Source organism: Gemmiger sp., assembly GCF_057431175.1.
In genome coordinates this window covers 63,443-78,838 of sequence record NZ_DBMDDV010000009.1, presented here as the reverse complement: position 1 = coordinate 78,838, position 15,396 = coordinate 63,443, and the positions used below count along the sequence as shown (strand labels likewise).

Below are 15,396 nucleotides of genomic sequence, written 5' to 3'. Positions count from 1 at the left end.
ATATAATACAAGATTTCGCTAAAACAGCAAGCAACTTATCGGCTACTATTGCAACCGACCCCCAAGTATTTTAGCGAAACCTTGTATCATGTGGTAGCGGTAACTGGATTTGAACCGGTGACACTTCGGGTATGAACCGAATGCTCTAGCCAACTGAGCTATACCGCCACATTTGTGAGCTGCGCTCTCGAGAACGCTATATTATTATAGCCGACAGTGCCCCCTATGTCAAGTAGTTTTCCCCGAAAAAATTCAAAAAATACAAAAAAAATCCCGCATTGCGGGTGCAATGCGGGAAAAACTCTAAAGGCTTCCCCAAAAGGGGAAGCCTCTTTCAAAATTACTTCTTGTTGGGCACCAACACGGCCTTGCCGCCCATGTAGGGGCGCAGGACCTCGGGGATGGTGACGGTGCCGTCAGCCTGCAGGTGGTTCTCCAGGAAGGCGATCAGCATACGCGGCGGGGCCACGCAGGTGTTGTTCAGCGTGTGGGCCAGCTGGGTCTTGCCATTCTCATCCTTAAAGCGGATGCGCAGGCGGCGGGCCTGGGCGTCGCCCAGGTTGGAGCAGGAGCAGACCTCAAAGTACTTCTGCTGGCGCGGGCTCCAAGCCTCGATATCGCAGCTCTTGACCTTCAGATCGGCCAGATCGCCGGAGCAGCACTCCAGCTGGCGGACAGGGATCTCCATGGAGCGGAACAGCTCGACAGAGTTCTTCCACAGCTTATCGTACCAATCCATGCTGTCCTCGGGCTTGCAGACGACGATCATCTCCTGCTTCTCGAACTGGTGGATGCGGTAGATGCCGCGCTCCTCGATGCCGTGGGCGCCCTTCTCCTTGCGGAAGCAGGGGCTGTAGCTGGTCAGGGTCAGGGGCAGCTTGGCGCCGTCCAGCGTCTGGTCGATGAAGCGGCCGATCATCGTGTGCTCGGACGTGCCGATCAGGTACAGATCCTCGCCCTCGATTTTGTACATCATAGCGTCCATTTCAGGGAAGGACATAACACCCTTGACCACATCGCCGTGCATCATGAACGGCGGGATGACATAGGTAAAGCCCTTGTCGATCATGAAATCGCGGGCGTAGGCCAGCACAGCCTCATGCAGGCGGGCAATGTCGCCCAGCAGGTAATAGAAGCCGTTGCCGGAGACGCGGCCGGCGGCGTCGAGGTCGATGCCGTCGAAGCTCTCCATGATATCCACATGGTACGGAATCGGGTAGTCGGGCACGACCGGCTCGCCGAAGCGCTGGACCTCGACGTTATGGCTGTCGTCGGGGCCGATGGGCACGCTGGGGTCGATCATCTGGGGGATCGTGTACATGATCTCCTGAATCTTGGCCTGCAGCTCGGTCTCCTTGGCTTCCAGCTCCTTCAGGCGGTCAGCCTGGGCGGTGACCTGCTTCTTGATTTCCTCGGCCTCGGCGGCCTTGCTGGGGTCCTTCTTAGCCTGGCCCATCAGTGCGCCGATCTGCTTGGACAGCTTGTTGCGGTTTGCGCGCAGGTCGCTGGCCTCGCCGATGGCGGCGCGGTACTCGGCGTCGAGCTTGATGACCTCATCGACGAGGGGCAGCTTGGCGTCCTGGAACTTTTTCTTGATGTTTTCCTTGACAGCGTCCGGGTTTTCACGGACAAAACGAATGTCTAACATAGTGGTACTCCTCTATTCAATATTTGCTTTTGTAGGGGCCGGACATGTCCGGCCCTCGGCTTTACAAATAAATAGCATTTTATGGGTAGGCTGCGGGCGGGGCATACCCCGCCCCTACAAGGCTTTCCCCTCGGGGCTGCGCCCGCAGGCGGCTGATGAGGGAAAAGTTCATCTTCATTGCGCGTCAGCGGGTCATTGCCGGAAACTTGCCCCTCATCCGGCCTGCGGCCACCTTCAGTCTACGCGCTAAGAGCCGCCTACGGCGGTTGCGCTCCGACACGCGCCTGCGGGCGCAGCCCCAAGGGGGAAGGCTTTATAACGGCTGCTCACCCTTCCGGGTCATACATTCCCAGCAGGCTCACGAACTTTTGCAGCATATCGTCGCTGTAAAAGTCGATTTTCAGCGAGCCTTTTCCGTCCTTGTATTCCACGTGGACCTCGCTGCCGGTCACCTCTTTCAGGGCGGCTTCGACCTCGACGGCACGCTTCGGGCGGGTGAAGTTATCCTTTTCCTTCGGCGGCTTGGCGGGCTTGGCCAGCTTTTTGCACAGGGCCTCGGTCTGGCGCACATTCAAATTCTGTGCGACGACCTCGGCGGCGGCCTGCTGCATCAACTCGGCGCTGGGCAGGCCCAGCAGCACCTTTGCGTGGCCGAAGCTCAGCTTGCCCGCGCTGACCATGCGGCGCACATCCTCGGGAAGGGCCAGCAGGCGCAGGCTGTTGGTGACGGCGCTGCGGCTTTTGCCCAGCTTTTTGGCGGCGCTCTCCTGGGTCAGGCCGTACTTGTCGATGAGCTGTCGGCAGCCCTCGGCCACCTCGATGGGGTCCAGGTCCTCGCGCTGCAGGTTTTCGATCAGTGCCAGCGCGGCGGCCTGCTCGTCGGTCACATCCTTGATGATGACCGGGACCTCGTCCAGGCCCGCCAGCCGGGCGGCACGCCAGCGGCGCTCGCCCGCAATGATGATGTACCCGGTGCCCACCTTTTTAGGCCGCACCGCGATGGGCTGCAGCAGGCCGTTTTCGGTGATGCTGTCGGCCAGCTGATTCAGCGCATCCTCGTCAAAGCGTTTGCGGGGCTGTTCGGGGTCCGGCTCGATTTCCCGCAGCGGCAGGGTCGAGCTGGACGGCTCATCGCTGATATCGGGCAGTTCGGCAAACAGGCTGTCCAGTCCTTTACCAAGCCCGCCCAGCTTTTTTTTTGCCATGGGCGTCCCTCCTTACCGTTCGTTGTTGGCTAAAAATTCCCGCGCCAGTTCCATGTAGGCGTCGCAGCCCTTGCCGTTCGGCTCATAGAAATTGATGGGCATACCAAAGCTGGGTGCCTCGCTCAGGCGCACGGTGCGGGGGATGACGGCGCGGTAGACCTTGTCGCCAAAGTACTTTTTGACCTGCGCGACGACCTGCATCGTCAGGTTCAGCCGCCCGGAATACATCGTGAAGAGCACGCCCTCGATGTCCAGGTAGCGGTTGTACTTTTTGCGCACGGTCTTTAAGGTCGTCATCAGCTCGCTCAATCCTTCCAGCGCGAAGAACTCGCACTGCATCGGGATGATGACCGTGTCCGCCGCGCAGAGGGCATTGACGGTCAGCAGGTCGAGCGACGGTGCGCAGTCGATGAAGATGTAGTCGTAGAGCGGCACGACTGGTGCTAAGACGGTGCGCAGGCGCATCTCACGCCGGGGCACCGAGACAAGCTCGATGGGAGCACCCGCCAGCTGGGTGTTGGAGGGTAAAAGATCCGCGTTGTACTCGGTTTTCACGATGGCCCCGCGGACGTCCTCGTCGTCGATCAGGCAGGTGTAGGTGTCGGCCTCGACCTTGTTTTTGGATATCCCGTACCCGGAGGTGGTGTTGCCCTGGGGGTCCAGATCCACGATCAGGACCTTCTTGCCCAGCGCCGCCACACAGGCACTCAAGTTGACGGCGGTGGTTGTTTTGCCAACGCCGCCCTTCTGGTTTGCTATTGCGATGACTTTTGCCACGCCGTACCTCCCCTATTTTTGCGTTTTTTGGGCGGCACAGGGCCGCTTGGTATTATTATAGCACAAAAATTGGGGATAAAAAAGGGGTTAAACAGAAAAAAGCCCCGGTAAATGTTCCACGTGGAACATTTACCGGGGTAAAGGCTTCTCCCTTGGAAGAAGCTGTCTGCGAAGCAGACTGATGAGGGGCGGCCTTGGCTCTACTGCCCTCTTTACCGGGCGGCACCCTTACGCCGCCCCTCATCCGGCTTTTGGCCACCTTTCCTCTAAGGGGGAAAAGCTTTTCTTCCTCACACCTTCACCGCAAACTCGCTGTCCTCCTTCTTGGGGGCGTCCTCCTGCTTGCCTACGGTCCCGTCACTGCTGACCGGTATCCTCACTATGTACTCCAAACATCCGTCATGCTTATCGCAGTGCGTCGTGGCGGCTATCCCCTTCTGGGTCATCAAATCCACCGCGTGCTGCAGCGTGTTTACAAAGAACCGCACATCCCGCACCATGGGGATCGTGCGGCGGCAGGGGCTGGGGGCGTTGGGCGCGGTCAACATCTGATCCACAAGCTTGTCCGCCTGGCGCACACTCATTTTGTCCCGCGCCATCTTTTCCAGCGCGGCTGTGCGGCGGCCCTCAGGCAGGCGCAGGGCGGCGCGGGCGTGGCGCTCACTCAAATGGTTGGCCGTGCAAAGCTGCTGCTGTTCCGGCGTCAGGGTCAGCAGCCGCAGTTTGTTGGCAAGGGCTGGCTGGCTCAAACCCAGCCGCCGCGCGGCCTCGGCCTGGGTGCAGCCCCACAGGCGGATGACCTCCTTGATGCCCCGCGCCGTGTCAAACGGATCCAGCTGGCTGCGCTGCAAATTTTCCAAAAGGCCCAGCGCGGCGGACTCGCTGTCGTCGTAGTCGGCCAGAATCGCAGGGACCTTGTCCAGCTTGGCCAGGCGGCAGGCACGCAGGCGGCGTTCCCCCGCCACAAGCTGGTATTTGCGGATACCGACCCGCCGCACGCTGATGGGCTGCAGCAGACCGTTTTGCAAAATGCTGACCGCCAGCGCAGCGATTTCCGGCTCATCAAAGGCGGTGCGGGCCTGGTAGGGCGACGGCTCGATGCAATCCACCGGCAGCATTAAAATACGGCCCTGCTTTTGGATATCATTCTTTGGCAATTTCGGTTCCTCCCCCTGGGTTTACTGTATGCCTGCCGCAAAGCTGAGGGCCGGGTATGCCCAGCCCCTACAAAAGCGGCCCATAAAAATATGCTATGCTTTTTTCTACAAAAAGCATAGCATATTTTATACGCCCGGGAAAGAAAAATCGTTCGCCCGGATATCCGGTTTTTCGCGGTGTTACAACGGTTTCTTTGCGATTTTTCCGCCGTTTCGGGGGTAAACCGTCGGAGTTTGCGATATTTTTTTGCAGAAAACCAGTCCCCGCGCACTGCCGTCCGGCAGGGTGAACTGCCGGGTTTCCTCATATCGGCCGCCCAGCTTTTTCAGGGCGTTGGCCGCAGCCTTGGCCTCGGCATCGGCTTCGGGGCCCTTCATGGCGATGAACCGCCCGCCCACCTTGACCAGCGGCAGGCAGTATTCGCTCAGCACCGGCAGGGCCGCCACGGCACGGGCACTGGCAATGTCGAACTGCTCACGCCAGACCTTGCGGGCGGCTTCCTCGGCGCGCTCCTTGGCAAACTCGACCCCGGTCAGGCCCAGTTCAGCACAGACGTATTTCAAAAAGTCCACCCGCTTTCCGGTGGGTTCCATCAGGGTCAGCTGCAAATCGGGCTTGTAGATTTTCGCCACAATACCCGGGAATCCTGCCCCGGTGCCGACGTCCACCATCTTGCCCTGCACCTCGGGCTGGGCCGCAAACAGCAGGCTGTCCGCAAAGTGGCGGTCCTCGATGCCCTCGGGGCTGGTGATGGCGGTCAGATTGACCTTCTCGTTATAGCTGACCAGCAGCTCGGCGTACTTGTCCAGCAAGTCCAGCTGGGTGGAGGTCAGGGTGATGTTCCATGTGGAACATTTGGTGGCTAATCTGTTTTTATCAATCATTTCTTTCATCTCCTTGCACAAAGGCTTCTCCCTTTGGGAGAAGCTGCCGTCCGCAGGCGGCTGATGAGGGGCGGTGTTGTCTCTATTGTCCATTTACGGAGCTGCTGCGGAAACATCGCCCCTCATCCGGCCTCGGTCGGAGCCTCGGCCACCTTCCCCCAGAGGGGGAAGGCTCATTTACTATCCTTCAAAATCACAATACTCAGCTGCGCCAGATCACTGGGTGATACCCCGGGTATCCGCCCGGCCTGGGCCAAGGTACGGGGGCGGATTTTTGCCAGCTTCTCGCGGGATTCCAACGTCATCGTCTCGATGGGCGCATAGTCGAAATCCTCGGGGATCTTCACGTTTTCATGCCGCTGGATGTCCCGGATAATGCGTTCCTCGCGGGCAATGTACCCGGCGTAGCGTATTTCCGTCTCGATGCGCTGGGCCATGGCGGTGGTCACACCCTCGCCGCGGCCGATGACCTTGGCGACCAACTCATAGTTGATGTAGGGGCGGCGCATCAGCTCGATGGCCGTGCCGCCGATTTCGCCCAGCTCGGCACCTTCGGGGGCAGCCGCGCGCAGGTCGGCCAATTTGATGCTTGTCGTCTCCAGCCGGTGCAGCTCGGTCTGCTTGACCTCGCGGTCATGGCAGAACATGGCCCACCGCTCATCGTCCACCAGACCGTATTCCCTGCCAATGGGCGTCAGACGCTCGTCGGCGTTGTCCTGGCGCAGGCTCAGGCGGTACTCGCTGCGGCTCGTCATCATGCGGTAGGGGTCCAGCACGCCCTTGGTGACCAGGTCGTCCACCAGCGTGCCCAGGTAGCTCGTGTGCCGCGCCAGCACAAGTTCTTCTTTGCCCAGCGCATGGCGGGCGGCGTTTAAGCCGGCCAGCAGGCCCTGCGCGGCGGCCTCCTCGTAGCCGGAGGTGCCGTTGAACTGCCCGGCACCGTAGATGCCGCTGACGACCTTGCTTTCCAGCGTAGGCTTCAGGGTGGTGGGGTCTACGCAGTCATACTCGATGGCGTAGGCCGGGCGCATGATCTCGAGATTTTCAAACCCGGCGATCGTGCGGTACATCTCGTTCTGCACGGCCTCGGGCAGGCTGGACGAAAGGCCCTGCAGGTACATTTCCTCGGTGTCCTCGCCGCAGGGCTCCACAAAAACCGGGTGGCGCTCCTTCTCCTTAAAGCGGACGACCTTGTCCTCAATCGAAGGGCAGTAGCGCGGGCCGACGCCCTGAATGTCGCCGCCGTAGAGCGGCGAGCGGTGCAGGTTGTCGAGAATGACCTTGTGGGTCGCGGGGTTTGTGTAGGCGATGTAGCAGTTGACCTTGTTGTGCATCGGCACGCGGGTCATAAAGCTGAAGGGCTGTAATTCGTCGTCTGGGTCGCCGGGCTGGCATTCGAGCTTCGAGAAGTCGATGCTGCGGCGGTGGACGCGGGCGGGCGTGCCGGTCTTGAAGCGGCGCAGCGTGAAGCCGTGCGCCACCAGACATTTTGTCAGCCCGGTGGCGGCATGGGTGCCGTCGGGACCGCTGTCATAGTGGGCATCGCCGACGAAAATGCGGCCGCCCAGGTTGGTGCCGGTGGCCACGACGACGGCCTTGCAGGCGTAGTAGCCGTGCAGATTGGTGTACACACCGCAGACCTTGCCGTCCTGTACATCCACGCCGACGATCTCACCCTGGTGGATATCGAGGTTGGCGGTCTTTTCCAGCGCGTGTTTCATCCAGATATGGTAGCGTTTGCGGTCGGTCTGCACGCGCAGGCTGTGTACGGCGGGGCCTTTGCCGCGGTTCAGCATCCGGCTTTGCAGGTAGGTGGCGTCCGCGGCAATGCCCATCAGCCCGCCCAGGGCATCGACCTCGCGGACGAGATGGCCCTTGGCCGTGCCGCCGATGGACGGATTGCAGGGCATATTGCCGATAAAATCAAGTGACAGCGTAAACACCGCCGTCCTTGCCCCCAGTTTTGCTGCCGCGTGCGCCGCTTCAATACCGGCGTGCCCCGCGCCGATGACGATGACGTCGTAGGTTCCTAGTTTGTCCATATACTTTCCTTCTTACCCTATCTTTTGCAGAATATCCTCGCAGACTCCTGCGAAATTTGTATCCAGTTCATTGTTGCCATAGCGCAGCACGCGGCAGCCTGCGGTTCGGTATGCTGTGCGCCATCCAGCTCTATTACCAGTTTACACGATGGAATATAAAAATCAACTATAAAATGCCAATCATTTTTTGACGGTGGACCGTTTGCGGGAGATTTTTCAGAAAGTCATACCAAAGATGCCGTTCCTGCCGGGTCATTTCTTTGCGGAGGGTTCGGGCATTTTTGCGTAACGGATTTATGGTTTTGATGCCTTTCATAGTTTGCCTCCACTTTCTAAAGGCTTCCCCCTTGGGGGAAGCTGCCGCCCGCAGGCGGCTGATGAGGGGCAACTTTAACTCTATTGTCCCTTTACCGAGTTACCGCCGGAAACTCGCCCCTCATCCGGCCTGCGGCCACCTTCCCCCAGAGGGGGAAGGCTCTCCCCAAAAGGCTTTTTCCTCGGGGGAAGGCTCCTTATTATTTACTTACTTGCCCACGCAGAATGTTTCAAACACTTCATCAATCGTTGCCTCTGTCGCGTCTTCACCGGTCAAATCGCACAACGCCTGCAGGGCGTCCGTCAGGCAGACGGCGGCGGCGTCCAGCCCAAAGCCGTCCTGCCTTGCGCGGATGGCTTCGGCCAGCGCGTCCCTTGCCCGGGTCGCCGCGGCAAGCTGGCGGGCGCTGCACAGCTGGGCGGCACTCGGATCCAGTTGGGCCGTGCCTAACAGATCTGCCACGGCGTCCGTCAAAGCCTGCAAGCCCACGGCGTCTTTGGCGCACATGGGAACGATTTTCTTAAAATACGGCTCCAATGTTCCACGTGGAACATCCTGCTTTCCCGCCAGGTCCTGTTTATTCAGCACGGCAATGGCCGGGCGGCTCCGGCATTTGCGGGCCAGCTCCAAATCATCTTCGGAGAGCGGCTGCGCGGCATCGAACACCGCCAGCACCAGCCCAGCCTCGTCCAGCTTTTTCCAGCTGCGGCGGATGCCTTCGGCCTCTATCGCGTCACCATCCACACCAACCTCCCGCACACCGGCGGTGTCAAACAGGTTCAACCGCACGCTGCCCAGCTGCACGGCCTGCTCGACAATATCCCGGGTCGTGCCTGCCACCGGCGTGACGATGGCCCGGTCGAACCCGGCAAGCAGGTTCAGCAGCGTGCTTTTGCCCACGTTGGGTCGCCCCAGCAGCACGCAGTCCACGCCGTGGCGCAGCACTGCGCCCGCACTGTACCCGTTGATCAGTGCGTCCAACTCGGTTTTCTGTTCTGTCAAGGTTTGCACAAACGCCTCGTCGGACAGTTCGGGGACGTCCTCCTCGGGGTAATCGACCCAGGCGGTCAGGTGGGCGTTCAGCGTTTGCAGTGCAGTCTGGATGCAGCCAATGCGTTTTGCCAGCCGCCCATCCAGTGCCGATTTTGCCAGCGCCGCCCCCTGCCGGCCATTCGCCGCGATAACTTCCATCACGGCCTCGGCCTGGGTCAGCGACATACGCCCATTTTCCAGTGCGCGGCGGGTGAACTCACCGGGGCCTGCAGGCGCACACCCCGCCGTGATCAGCGCTTCCAGCAGGCCGTCTGCCATAGCCGTGCCGCCGTGGACCGACAACTCTATCACATCCTCGCCGGTGTAGGAGTGCGGTGCGCGGAAAAACAGTGCCACGCACTCGTCCATCTCCGCGCCGTGCAACAGGTAATGGCCCAGCATGGCGGTGTAGCCCTTGGCGTCGGCAACGCTCTTGCCCTGCCGCACCGGCGCAAAAATCTTGCCGACGATGCCGTAGGCGTCCGGCCCGGAGACGCGGACGGTGGCAATGCCGCCCTCCCCTGGCGGCGTCGCCAGGGCACAGATGGTCGTATGCAGATGTTCCATGTGGTACTCCTTTATTTTTCTTTTACCAAAAAGGAGAGGCCAACCCGGCCTCCCCTTCACGGTTTGCTATTTTGGAGTTTCTTTGCTTACTTTCTTTGCAAAGAAAGTAGGGTTATTCTTCGTCGTTGGTATCGGCTGCGTTATCCTCTGCGGCCTCCTGAGCAAGCTCCTCCGCCTCAATGGCTGCCAGCTCCTCAGGGGTCGGGTCAGTCTCGCCGGTATCCTCGATTTTCGCGGTCTCGGCTTCGTTGTCGCGGTCGACACGGGCGACCACGGCCACCTTGTCATCCTCGACCAGGCGCATGACGCGGACACCGCTGCCGTAGCGGCTCTGGATGTTGATATCCGACGCATGGATGCGGATCAGGATGCCATTCTGGCTGATCAAAATCAGATCATCGGTGTCGTCCACGATCTTGATGCCCGCCACATTGCCGTTGGAGTAGTTGCGGATGCCTAAGCCGCCGCGCTTCGTGATGCGGTAATCGTCGATGCGGCTGCGGCGGCCCTTGCCCTCTTCGCTGATGGTCAGCACAGTGGCACCCGGGCGGCAGACGCCGGCGCCGACGACATAGTCGCCCTCGCGCAGTTTGATAACGCGGACGCCGTGGCCGGTACGGCCCATGGCGCGGGCATCATCCTCGGTAAAGTGGATGGCCGCGCCGTCGTGGGTGGCGACAATAATTTCATCGTCGCCCTTCGTCAGGTGGCTCCAAACCAAGCTGTCGCCCTCATTCAGGGCAATGGCAATCAGGCCCGCCTTGCGGATGTTGCGGAAGTGGGACAGCGGCGTGCGCTTGATAAGACCCTGTTTCGTGATCATCGTCGCGTAGGTGTTGTCCTCGTCCACGTCGGCCTTCTGCTGCAGCATCAGCGTGACCTTCTCGCCCTCCTGCAGCTGCAGCAGGTTCACGATATGGCTGCCCTTGGCGGTGCGGCTGCCCTCGGGTACCTGGTAGCCCTTCAGGCGGTAGACACGGCCCTGATTCGTCAGGAACAGCATATAGTCATGCGTTGAGCCGACATACATTTCCTCGGTGAAGTCCTCGTCCTTCTGGGTCATGCCCTGCACACCGCGGCCGCCGCGGTTCTGTGCCTGGTAGGTATCCAGCGTGGTGCGCTTGATATACCCCTCGTGGGTCAGCGTAAAGACGCAGGTTTCCTCGGGGATCAGATCCTCGATGTCAACCTCACCGGACACAGCCTCGATGGAAGTGCGGCGCTCGTCGCCGTACTTGTCGGCCAGCGTGGTCAGGTCGGTCTTGACGATGCGCTTGACGTGCTCGTCATTGGCGAGGATATCCTCATAATCGGCGATGGCCTCGCGCAGCTCGCCCAACTCCTGCTCGATTTTCAGGATTTCCAGACCGGCCAAGCGGCCCAACTGCAGCTTGACGATTGCGTCCGCCTGCGGCTCGTCGAAGCCGAAATTATCCATGACGGCCTGGCGTGCCTCGGCAAAGCCGCCCTTGCAGGCGCGGATGGTCGCGATAATTTCATCGACGATGTCGACGGCCTTGTGCAGGCCTTCAAGGATGTGCTCGCGCTCCTTCGCCTTGCGCAAATCAAAGGCGGTTCTGCGGCGGATGACCTGCATCTGGAACTCGATGTAGCGCTCCATCATGGTCTTGAGGCTCATGATTTTGGGCACACCGTCGTCCAGCGCCAGCATAATGACACCCACGGTGTCCTGCAGCTGGGTGTAGCGGTAGAGCTGGTTCAGCACGACCTGAGGGTTCGCATCCTTCTTGATTTCAATGACGATCTTCATGCCGGTGCGGCTGGAGGATTCGTCGTTCAGGTCGCTGATGCCCTCAATGCGTTTATCCTTCACAAGGTCCGCAATGGACTCGATGAGGCGGGTCTTGTTGACCATGTAGGGAATTTCGCTGATTAGGATTTCATAACGGCCGTTCTTCTTCTCGACGATTTCGGCGCGGCCGCGCAGGGTGATTTTGCCGCGGCCCGTGGCGTAGGCTGCGCGGATGCCGCTGCGGCCCATGATGATGCCGCCGGTCGGGAAGTCGGGGCCTTTGACGTATTCCATCAGCCCGGCCAGGTCGATTTCGGGGTCGTCCATCAGGGCGACCATACCGTTGACGATCTCGCGCAGGTTGTGGGGCGGGATGTTCGTAGCCATACCGACCGCAATGCCCTGGCTGCCGTTGACCAGCAGGTTCGGGAAGCGGCTGGGCAGGACGTGGGGTTCCTTCTTGTTTTCATCAAAGTTGGGATCCCAGTCGATGGTCTCCTTCTCGATATCCGTCAGCATCTCGCAGGCCATCTTGGACATACGGGCCTCGGTGTAACGGTAAGCAGCCGGGGGATCGCCGTCAACGGAACCGAAGTTGCCCTGGCCGTCGACCAGCGGGTAGCGCAGGCTGAAATCCTGTGCCAGACGGACCATGGCATCATAGACCGACGCATCGCCGTGGGGGTGGTACGAGCCAAGCACCGCACCGACAGTATCGGCGGATTTGCGGTAGGGGTGCTGCGGGTCGTTGCCGCGCTCGTGCATCGTGTACAGGATGCGGCGGTGGACGGGTTTCAGGCCGTCGCGCACATCGGGCAAAGCGCGCGCCACGATAACGGACATCGAGTAGTCCAGGAACGCCGTCTCGATCTCCTGTTTCACATCGCGCACAATGACCTTAGTACCGGACCCCGGCACCATGATGATGTTTTCTTCCATTGTATCACCTTAACTCAATCTTACTTGAACTTACTAATTTTACTGCACCGTAGGGGCCGGGCATGCCCGGCCCTCAACTTTGCGTTATTGCCCACAAACGGATCGTTGCTTGTACGCTGCGCTATGCGTGTGGGTTATATTCATCCAAATCCCATTTCAACGGATTTTCCTGAATATATCTTTTAATTTCACAATACGCGTTTTCATCACGAATAATATGATCATAAAATGAACGCTGCCACAATGTCACACCCGGATGTTCCACATGGAACATTTTGGACACATACGACTTGTAGCTTCCCACTACGGCGGACAAATTACATTGTTCCTGCGGAAAAACCAATATCATATGAACATGATTTGGCATTACCACATATTCATCCACACCCACACCGGGAAAATGTCTGGAAATATCCTTTATTCCTTGTGCGGCCATTTGTCCGACGACATTTGGTTTTCCTGCCGCGCCAAACACACATTGTTTATGATGCGCACATACGGTCACAAAATAATAATTTTCTCTTCTATAATCATAAATCATAATTTTGCAAACGGGGATTTTTGCGCGGGCATAAAATCGTATAATCCATGATTCATACACCATAAACGGGGCGGTGGTTTTTATGCGGCGGGCCGGGCATGCCCGGCCCCTACACGGGCGGCGTATGATGTATCACACATCCAAATTCGCGTACTTGGCGTTCTTTTCGATGAACTGGCGGCGGGGTTCGACCTGCTCACCCATCAGAATGCTGAACGCTTCGTCGGCGCGCTCGGCGTCCTCAATTTTAATTTGGACAATGACGCGGTTGTCTGGGTTCATGGTGGTCTCCCACAGCTGGTCGGGGTTCATCTCGCCCAAGCCTTTGTAGCGGTTGACCTTCGCGCCGGGCATTTCGGCGCTCAACACCTTCATTTCTTCGTCGTTGTAGGCGTACTTGACGGTCTGACCCTTCTGCAGCTTGAACAGCGGCGGCTGGGCGACATAGACATAGCCGTTGTCGATCAGCGGGCGCATATAGCGGAAGAAGAAGGTCAGCATCAGCGTGCAGATGTGCGAACCGTCGACATCAGCATCGGCCATGATGAAGATCTTGTGGTAGCGCACTTTGCTGATATCAAACTCGTCGCCAATGCCGGTGCCCAGCGCGGTGACAACAGGCATCAGTTTATCGTTGCCGTAGATGCGGTCGGCGCGGGCCTTTTCGACGTTCAGCATCTTGCCCCACAAAGGCAGGATGGCCTGAATGTTGGAGTCTCGGCCCATCTTGGCCGAGCCGCCTGCAGAATCGCCCTCCACGATGAAGAGTTCTGTCTTGGCGGGGTCTTTTTCGTGGCAGTCAGCCAGCTTGCCGGGCATACGGTTGGATTCCAGCGCGCTCTTGCGGCGGACCAGTTCGCGGGCTTTTTTGGCGGCGGCGCGGGCGCGGGCAGCCTGGGTGGCCTTCTCCAAAATTGCCTTGGCAACGGCGGGGTTTTCCTCAAAGAACTCTGTCAGCGCCTTGTAGACGACGTTGTTGACCAGGCCCTTGATGAAGGTGTTGCCCAGCTTTGCCTTGGTCTGGCCCTCGAACTGGGCCTCCTGCAGCTTGACGCTGACGACGGCGATGATGCCCTCGCGGGCGTCGGGGCCGGACAGATTCTCGTCCTTATCCTTCAAAATCCCCTTGGCGCGGCCGTACTCATTCAGCACGCGGGTCAGGGCCAGCTTGAAGCCTTCCTCGTGGGTACCGCCCTCGGGGGTATGGACGTTGTTGGCAAAGCTCAACAGCAGCTCGTTATAGCTGTTGTCGTAGTATTGCAGGGCGACCTCGGCCACAGCGCCCTGGCCCTCGCCCTTCATATACATGACCTGGGGGTGCAGCGGCGTTAAGTCGCGGCGCTCGCACAGGTAGCTGACAAAAGAACGGATACCGCCCTCGTAGCACATTGTCTCGGCGCGCATTTCGCCGTTCTGCTCATCCTGCGGGCGGTCGGCATCGGGGCGCTCATCGGTCAGGGTGATCTTGACACCGGCGTTCAGGAACGCTTCCTCCCGCAGGCGCTTCAGCAGCGTTTCATAGCGGTAGAGCGTCGTTTCCTGGAACATCTCCGGGTCGGGCTTGAAAGTGACTGTCGTTCCGGTAGAAGCCGCCGCGCCGATTTTTTTCAGGTCGCCGTCGGGCTTGCCGCGCTTGAAGCTCTGCTCATACTCTACCCCATCGCGGCGCACGCGGACGGTCAGCCACTCAGACAAAGCGTTGACGACCGACGCGCCGACGCCGTGCAGACCGCCGGCGACCTTGTAGCCGGAGTCCTCGCCGCCGAACTTGCCGCCGGCGTGCAGCACAGTGTAAACGACGGTGACAGCCGGGATGCCCAGCTTGGGCTGGATATCGACCGGGATGCCGCGGCCATTGTCCGATACTTCGATGATGTTGCCGGGCTTGATGGCTACTTCGATGTGGGTGCAGTAGCCCGCCAGCGCCTCGTCGATGGCATTATCGACGATCTCATAGACGAGGTGGTGCAGACCGGAAGGCCCGGTGGAGCCGATATACATACCGGGGCGCTTGCGCACAGCCTCCAGGCCTTCCAGGACCTGGATCTGCGCACCGCCGTAGGCATGGTCGGTAGCCGTCTCGCGGTTGGTTTCGGTGATGATTTCTTCTGCCATGAAATGATAGCCTCCTGTTGTGGGTGGGTATCTCTTATTTTGCAATGTAGGGGCCGGGCATGCCCGGCCCTCCGTCTTGCGTTATTGCCCTTTTATCGGGCGGTACTTTTTATGTTGCGGGCCGGGCATACCCGGCCCCTACGGTCGTGGTTCTTTAAAATTCTAATTTTTCCGCCCTCTTCTTCAATGCCGCGGGCGAAAGCTGGCTGATATACACGGTCTCATCGGGGAAATCCGTGACCATAAAACTTTTGGGCAGGGTGCCGGGGGCGCAAAGGTCCACGACCGCACCCTCGTTTTCGGCGTGGCGGAAATATTCTTCCGTCCGCCGCGACGCCCCGGCTGTGTCCAGATCAAACACCCCGATCACATCGCGGGTGTTCAGTACAAAATCCTGCCCGGCGTGAAAGTACATTTCC

Annotated in this window: 13 protein-coding genes and 1 tRNA gene; all 14 read right to left on the bottom strand. The window is 59.5% G+C overall.

Annotated elements, in window-relative coordinates; genetic code table 11:
• Nucleotides 1-91 precede the first annotated feature (91 nt).
• The 14 genes from ACZO0A_RS05360 to remB all read right to left on the bottom strand — a co-directional run bounded on the left by ACZO0A_RS05360 (nt 92) and on the right by remB (nt 15,392).
• A tRNA-Met gene (locus tag ACZO0A_RS05360) sits at nt 92-168 on the bottom strand.
• A 172-nt stretch (nt 169-340) separates the two neighbouring features.
• Nucleotides 341-1,648, bottom strand: coding sequence for a serine--tRNA ligase (gene serS, locus ACZO0A_RS05355; protein WP_215692626.1), 1,308 nt, complete (start codon nt 1,646-1,648; stop codon nt 341-343).
• A 326-nt stretch (nt 1,649-1,974) separates the two neighbouring features.
• A complete protein-coding gene (locus ACZO0A_RS05350) occupies nt 1,975-2,853 on the bottom strand; it encodes a ParB/RepB/Spo0J family partition protein (RefSeq protein WP_215692627.1) in 879 nt (292 codons plus the stop codon).
• A gap of 12 nt (nt 2,854-2,865) precedes the next feature.
• A complete protein-coding gene (locus ACZO0A_RS05345; RefSeq protein WP_215692629.1) occupies nt 2,866-3,630 on the bottom strand; it encodes a ParA family protein in 765 nt (254 codons plus the stop codon).
• Nucleotides 3,631-3,920: 290 nt separating this feature from the next.
• Nucleotides 3,921-4,787 (bottom strand): ParB/RepB/Spo0J family partition protein, encoded by an 867-nt coding sequence (locus ACZO0A_RS05340; protein ID WP_291212167.1) that lies wholly within the window; start codon nt 4,785-4,787, stop codon nt 3,921-3,923.
• A 180-nt stretch (nt 4,788-4,967) separates the two neighbouring features.
• Nucleotides 4,968-5,672, bottom strand: coding sequence for a 16S rRNA (guanine(527)-N(7))-methyltransferase RsmG (rsmG, locus tag ACZO0A_RS05335; protein WP_302375861.1), 705 nt, complete (start codon nt 5,670-5,672; stop codon nt 4,968-4,970).
• Nucleotides 5,673-5,845: 173 nt separating this feature from the next.
• Entirely contained in the window at nt 5,846-7,714 is a 1,869-nt protein-coding gene (gene mnmG / locus ACZO0A_RS05330) for a tRNA uridine-5-carboxymethylaminomethyl(34) synthesis enzyme MnmG (RefSeq protein ID WP_302375862.1), read from the bottom strand.
• 17 nt (nt 7,715-7,731) lie between these two features.
• Nucleotides 7,732-7,854: a hypothetical protein gene (locus ACZO0A_RS05325; protein ID WP_486846139.1), complete on the bottom strand. Its 123-nt coding sequence runs from the start codon at nt 7,852-7,854 to the stop codon at nt 7,732-7,734.
• Nucleotides 7,855-7,880: 26 nt separating this feature from the next.
• Nucleotides 7,881-8,030, bottom strand: coding sequence for a hypothetical protein (locus ACZO0A_RS05320; protein ID WP_302375863.1), 150 nt, complete (start codon nt 8,028-8,030; stop codon nt 7,881-7,883).
• A gap of 207 nt (nt 8,031-8,237) precedes the next feature.
• Nucleotides 8,238-9,629, bottom strand: coding sequence for a tRNA uridine-5-carboxymethylaminomethyl(34) synthesis GTPase MnmE (gene mnmE, locus ACZO0A_RS05315; protein WP_302375864.1), 1,392 nt, complete (start codon nt 9,627-9,629; stop codon nt 8,238-8,240).
• Between the two features lie 112 nt (nt 9,630-9,741).
• Entirely contained in the window at nt 9,742-12,321 is a 2,580-nt protein-coding gene (gene gyrA, locus ACZO0A_RS05310; RefSeq protein WP_302149926.1) for a DNA gyrase subunit A, read from the bottom strand.
• Nucleotides 12,322-12,442: 121 nt separating this feature from the next.
• Nucleotides 12,443-12,862, bottom strand: coding sequence for a transposase (locus ACZO0A_RS05305; protein ID WP_302371407.1), 420 nt, complete (start codon nt 12,860-12,862; stop codon nt 12,443-12,445).
• Nucleotides 12,863-12,994: 132 nt separating this feature from the next.
• Nucleotides 12,995-14,977 carry a DNA topoisomerase (ATP-hydrolyzing) subunit B gene (gyrB, locus tag ACZO0A_RS05300; RefSeq protein WP_252261618.1) on the bottom strand — a complete coding sequence of 661 codons (1,983 nt, stop codon included), beginning with the start codon at nt 14,975-14,977 and terminating at the stop codon, nt 12,995-12,997.
• A gap of 154 nt (nt 14,978-15,131) precedes the next feature.
• Nucleotides 15,132-15,392: an extracellular matrix regulator RemB gene (gene remB / locus ACZO0A_RS05295; RefSeq protein ID WP_215692641.1), complete on the bottom strand. Its 261-nt coding sequence runs from the start codon at nt 15,390-15,392 to the stop codon at nt 15,132-15,134.
• Nucleotides 15,393-15,396 lie beyond the last annotated feature (4 nt).